The sequence below is a fragment of the Polaromonas sp. P1_H6 genome, from assembly GCF_056405195.1.
The window spans coordinates 1-3877 of the sequence record NZ_JBFUCN010000061.1; the positions used below are offsets into that span (position 1 = coordinate 1).

At 64.6% G+C, this 3877-nt stretch carries 4 protein-coding genes; 3 read left to right on the forward strand and 1 reads right to left on the reverse strand.

The window, feature by feature from the left end:
- Positions 1-210 precede the first annotated feature (210 nt).
- The gene (locus AC1D1F_RS24600; protein ID WP_477697553.1) at positions 211-1374 is read right to left on the reverse strand and encodes a metallophosphoesterase; all 1164 of its coding nucleotides are present in this window, start codon (positions 1372-1374) and stop codon (positions 211-213) included.
- 234 nt (positions 1375-1608) lie between these two features.
- Between AC1D1F_RS24600 and minC the strand changes: the two genes are divergently transcribed.
- From minC to minE, 3 genes are all read left to right on the forward strand, one after another.
- Entirely contained in the window at positions 1609-2376 is a 768-nt protein-coding gene (minC, locus tag AC1D1F_RS24605) for a septum site-determining protein MinC (RefSeq protein WP_477678976.1), read from the forward strand.
- Between the two features lie 86 nt (positions 2377-2462).
- Entirely contained in the window at positions 2463-3281 is an 819-nt protein-coding gene (gene minD, locus AC1D1F_RS24610) for a septum site-determining protein MinD (protein ID WP_477697554.1), read from the forward strand.
- Between the two features lie 3 nt (positions 3282-3284).
- Positions 3285-3545: a cell division topological specificity factor MinE gene (gene minE, locus AC1D1F_RS24615; protein ID WP_436155619.1), complete on the forward strand. Its 261-nt coding sequence runs from the start codon at positions 3285-3287 to the stop codon at positions 3543-3545.
- Positions 3546-3877 lie beyond the last annotated feature (332 nt).

Sequence of the window (3877 nt, forward strand, 5' to 3'; positions counted from 1 at the left end):
GTTTGCGCGAGACCCCGCCGTAGTCGAGCACCGCAGGTTGCCCGAAGCGAAGCGTAGGGACCCAGACTGCGGGTCGCCTTTTCTTTGGTGACTTTCTTTTGGCGAAGCAAAAGAAAGTTACTTGCCGCCGGGCAACCCCCGGCCAGCAGAACTTAGAAGAGAGAACAGAGGAAGCGCGGACAGCTGGAGCAAGACCCGGCAGACCAACCCTTATCCCGCGACCAATTTCAAAAAAGTAATCTCAGAAGGCGCCCCAAACCGTTTGGGCGGCCCCCAATACCCGGTCCCCCGGCTCGTATAAACCCAAAGATTCTGCAACTTGTGCAAGCCGGCAGTAAACGGCTGCTGAAACCGCACAAACAGATTCCACGGATAGAACTGCCCGCCATGCGTATGGCCCGACAGCTGCAGATCAAAACCCGCCTTGGCAGCCGCCGCCGCGCTGCGCGGCTGGTGGGCCAGCAGCACGCGGACCGCGTTCAGCGGCGCGCCGCGCAGGGCCGCTTCGGGGTCGCTGCGGTGCGCCGGATCGAAATGGCCGGCGCTGTAATCCGTCACGCCGGCCAGCACCAGCGGTTTGCCGTCCTCGCGGCCGGCTGCATCTGAAGGGGGGCGAATCACCACGTGTTCATTCAGCAGCACCGTCAGGCCCAGGCGGCGCAGCTCGTCGACCCAGGCATGCGCGCCGGAGTAGTACTCGTGGTTGCCGGTGACAAAATAGGTGCCGTGACGCGACTTCAGGTCGGCCAGCGGCGCGGTGTGGGCCGAGAGTTCGCTGACCTTGCCGTCCACCAGGTCGCCGGTGATGGCCACCACGTCGGCGTCCAGTGCGTTGACCTTGTCGACGATGCGGCGCAAATATTCGTGCTTGATGGTCGGCCCGACGTGGATGTCGCTGAGCTGGGCCAGGGTAAAGCCCTGCAGCGCGGGGGGCAGGCCCTTGATGGGCACGTCGACCTTGACCACGGCCGCGGTGCGCCGCGCATTCAAAAAGCCCAGCACGGTGACCAGCACGCCCAGCACGGGCACGGCTTCGGCCGAGGCGATGCGCAGCCAGGCCAGCGGCAAGCGGCCGGGCGCCAGCAGGTCGGCCAGCCACAGCAGCAGCAGGCCCGCGTCACGCGCCACCGTCAGCACCAGCATCGAAGAGAACAAGCCCATGAACAGCAGGCCCACCCAGGTCAGCACGTCGGCCAGCGGTTGTTTCGCGACCCGCCCGGCCATCAGGCCCAGCGGCATCAGCAAGGCCGAGAGTGCCAGGCCGGCGATGAGCAGCCACTGGCCGAGGGAATGGGCTTCAAGCCCCGGCACAAGGCGTGCGCCGATGTAAACATGGAGCAGCGCGGTTACAAGCGCCAGCGGCAGGAAGTTCATGAAAAGTCCAGAGTGATAAGCCCCGCATATGGGTGCAGGGCGCATGCATTCAATGCCGGCGCGGCTTTCTGCGACGGACGGCGACGGCGCACCAAGGCCGTGCGCGCGGCCGACAAGCGTTTCATGCGCTCACAAGTGCGACAAAGCGTGCGGGCGAATACGCCGCATCGCGCGCTACCCTCGGCCATCTTTTCTTTTGCCGCCGACACGCCGGCCTCCTCCCGCCATGCGCCTATGACCGTCGCCCTTCAGGCCACCACTCCCGCCACCTTTGAAATCAAGAGCGCCAACCTGCCCCTGGTGGCCTTGCTGCTCAAGTCCACCGACCTCGTCGCCCTGGCACGCGAACTCGAAGCCCGCTTTGGCGACATTCCCGACTTCTTCGACCAGGATGCACTGCTGGTCGACCTGTCACCGTTGCCGGAAGCGGCGGGCGGCATCGACTTTCCCGCGCTGATCAGCCTGCTGGGCGGCTACCAGCTGGTGCCCATCGCCGTGAAAGGCGGCAGCGCCGCGCAGATGGCAGCCGCGCTGCAGGCGGGCTTGCTGCCCGTGCCCGACGCCCACCTGGTGGCGCCGCGGCCCACGGTGGCCGCACCACCCGCGCCGGTTCTGCTGGCGCCGGAACCGGTTCCCCTTGCCCCTGCCGCGCCGCTGGGCGCGCTGGTCGTCGACAAGCCGCTGCGCTCCGGCCAGCAGGTTTATGCACGCGGCCGCGACCTGGTGGTGCTGGCCATGGTCAACGCCGGCGCCGAGGTGATTGCCGACGGCCACATCCACGTCTATGCGCCGCTGCGCGGCAAGGCCATGGCCGGTGCACGCGGCAACACCGAGGCGCGCATCTTCTCGCTCGCGCTGGAAGCTGAACTGCTCTCCATCGCCGGCGTCTACCGCACCAGCGAACACCCGCTGCCGCCCGGCATGGCCGGCAAGCCCACGCAAGTGCGGCTCGTCCCGGGCGACGAGGGCGACAAACTAGTCATGAATGTGATGTCAGCATGACCACAGCCACTTTGCTTCCTCCTGCTCCCGCGGCACACCCGGCCTCCACCCAAAACACCTCTCCCGTTCTCCAAGGAAATTCAAGCATGGCAAAAATCATCGTGGTCACCTCCGGCAAGGGCGGTGTGGGCAAAACCACCACCAGCGCCAGCTTTGCCACCGGCCTGGCGCTGCGCGGCCATAAAACCGCGGTCATTGACTTCGACGTGGGCCTGCGCAACCTGGACCTCATCATGGGCTGCGAGCGCCGCGTGGTGTACGACCTCATCAACGTGATCCAGGGCGAAGCCACGCTGAACCAGGCCCTGATCAAGGACAAGCAGTGCCACAACCTGTATGTGCTGGCCGCCTCGCAGACCCGCGACAAGGACGCGCTGACCAAAACCGGCGTCGAGAAGGTGCTGAAAGACCTGGCCGGCATGGACTTTGAATACATTGTTTGCGACTCCCCCGCCGGCATAGAGACCGGCGCCCTGATGGCCATGCACTTCGCCGACGAGGCCCTGGTGGTGACGAATCCCGAGGTGTCATCCGTGCGCGACTCCGACCGCATCCTCGGCATGCTCTCCAGCAAGACCCAGCGCGCCATCGCCGGCGGCGACCCGATCAAGGAACACCTGCTGATCACCCGCTACAACCCCGGCCGCGTCGACCAGGGCCAGATGCTTTCGCTCGAGGACATCCAGGATATTTTGCGCATCAAGCTCATAGGCGTGATCCCCGAATCCGAGTCGGTATTGCAGGCCTCCAACCAGGGCGTGCCGGCGGTGCACATGAACGGCAGCGACGTGTCGGAAGCCTACAAGGACGTGGTCGACCGCTTCCTCGGCGACAAGGACAAGCCCATGCGGTTTATCGACGCGCAAAAGCCCGGGCTCTTCAAACGCTGGTTCGGGGGGAAGTGATCCATGGCGTCTTTCCTGTCATTCCTGCTGGGCGAAAAGAAGAAGACCGCGAGCGTCGCGAAAGAGCGCTTGCAGATCATCCTCGCGCATGAGCGCACGGACCGTAGCCCCAAGCCGGACTACCTGCCGGCCCTGCAACGCGACCTGATCGCGGTGATCGCGAAATACATCCCGATCAACCCTGAGCACATCAAGCTGAACCTGGAGCGGCAGGATAACCTTGATGTGCTGGAGGTGAAGATTGAGTTGCCTGACAAGAAGTGATCTCTTGCTCCGGCGGTGCGCTCACTGCTGAGAGTTGCTGGCCGGGGTCGCCCGGCGGCGAGGCACTTTTCTTTGCTTCGCCAAAAGAAAGTCACCAAAGAAAAGGCGACCCGCAGTCTGGGTCCCTACGCTTCGCTTCGGGCAACCTGCGGTGCTCGACTACGGCGGGGTCTCGCGCAAACTCGCTTCGCTTGTATGTTTAGGGTGCTGGGGTGGAGAGTCACGCTTCGCAATCGGCCGTTAGCGCGGACCGACCGTTTGAGACTTCTCCCACCCCGCCTTTGAACGTCGATAAGGAACTGAGCGGCACCACTTTTCAGTGATGACCCCCG

Coding starts and splice junctions, on each gene's coding strand:
- AC1D1F_RS24600 (WP_477697553.1), bottom strand. CDS start 1,374: ATGAACTTCCTGCCGCTGGCGCTTGTAACCGCGCTGCTCCATGTTTAC.
- minC (WP_477678976.1), top strand. CDS start 1,609: ATGACCGTCGCCCTTCAGGCCACCACTCCCGCCACCTTTGAAATCAAG.
- minD (WP_477697554.1), top strand. CDS start 2,463: ATGGCAAAAATCATCGTGGTCACCTCCGGCAAGGGCGGTGTGGGCAAA.
- minE (WP_436155619.1), top strand. CDS start 3,285: ATGGCGTCTTTCCTGTCATTCCTGCTGGGCGAAAAGAAGAAGACCGCG.